The organism is Parendozoicomonas sp. 209JJ7-1 (assembly GCF_058147085.1).
The window spans coordinates 1-380 of sequence record NZ_JBYVJU010000175.1 but is presented as its reverse complement, the minus strand read 5'-3'; the positions used below and the strand labels follow the sequence as shown (position 1 = coordinate 380).

Sequence of the window (380 nt, the reverse complement as noted above, 5' to 3'; positions counted from 1 at the left end):
CCTGCTTTACAGAATGCGCCGGGTGCAATGCAAGACATGCGGTGTAAAGGTTGAACAGGTTCCATGGGGCGATGGCAAGAAGGAACTCACCAAAGCCTATATGCAGTTTCTGGCGGGCTGGGCCAGAAAGCTATCCTGGAAAGAGGTTGCCAGCACTTTCCATACCTCATGGGAGAAGGTGTTCCAGGCTGTTGAATATGTGGTTGAGTGGGGCAAAGCACATCGTTCACTCGACAATATAAAGGCCATTGGTATTGACGAGGTAGCGTATCAGGTTGGTCACAAATACCTGACCGTGGTTTACCAGATTGATCGCAATTGCACACGACTGTTATGGGTGGGTCAGGAACGGACTGAGGTCACGATTCGCAGCTTCTTTT

Annotated in this window: 1 protein-coding gene; it reads left to right on the top strand. The window is 50.3% G+C overall.

The genetic code is table 11. The features are described 5' to 3' along the window. Positions 1-22: 22 nt before the first annotated feature. A partial coding sequence (locus ACY2RQ_RS19900) for a transposase (protein WP_490114755.1) occupies positions 23-380 on the top strand: 358 nt, incomplete at its 3' end.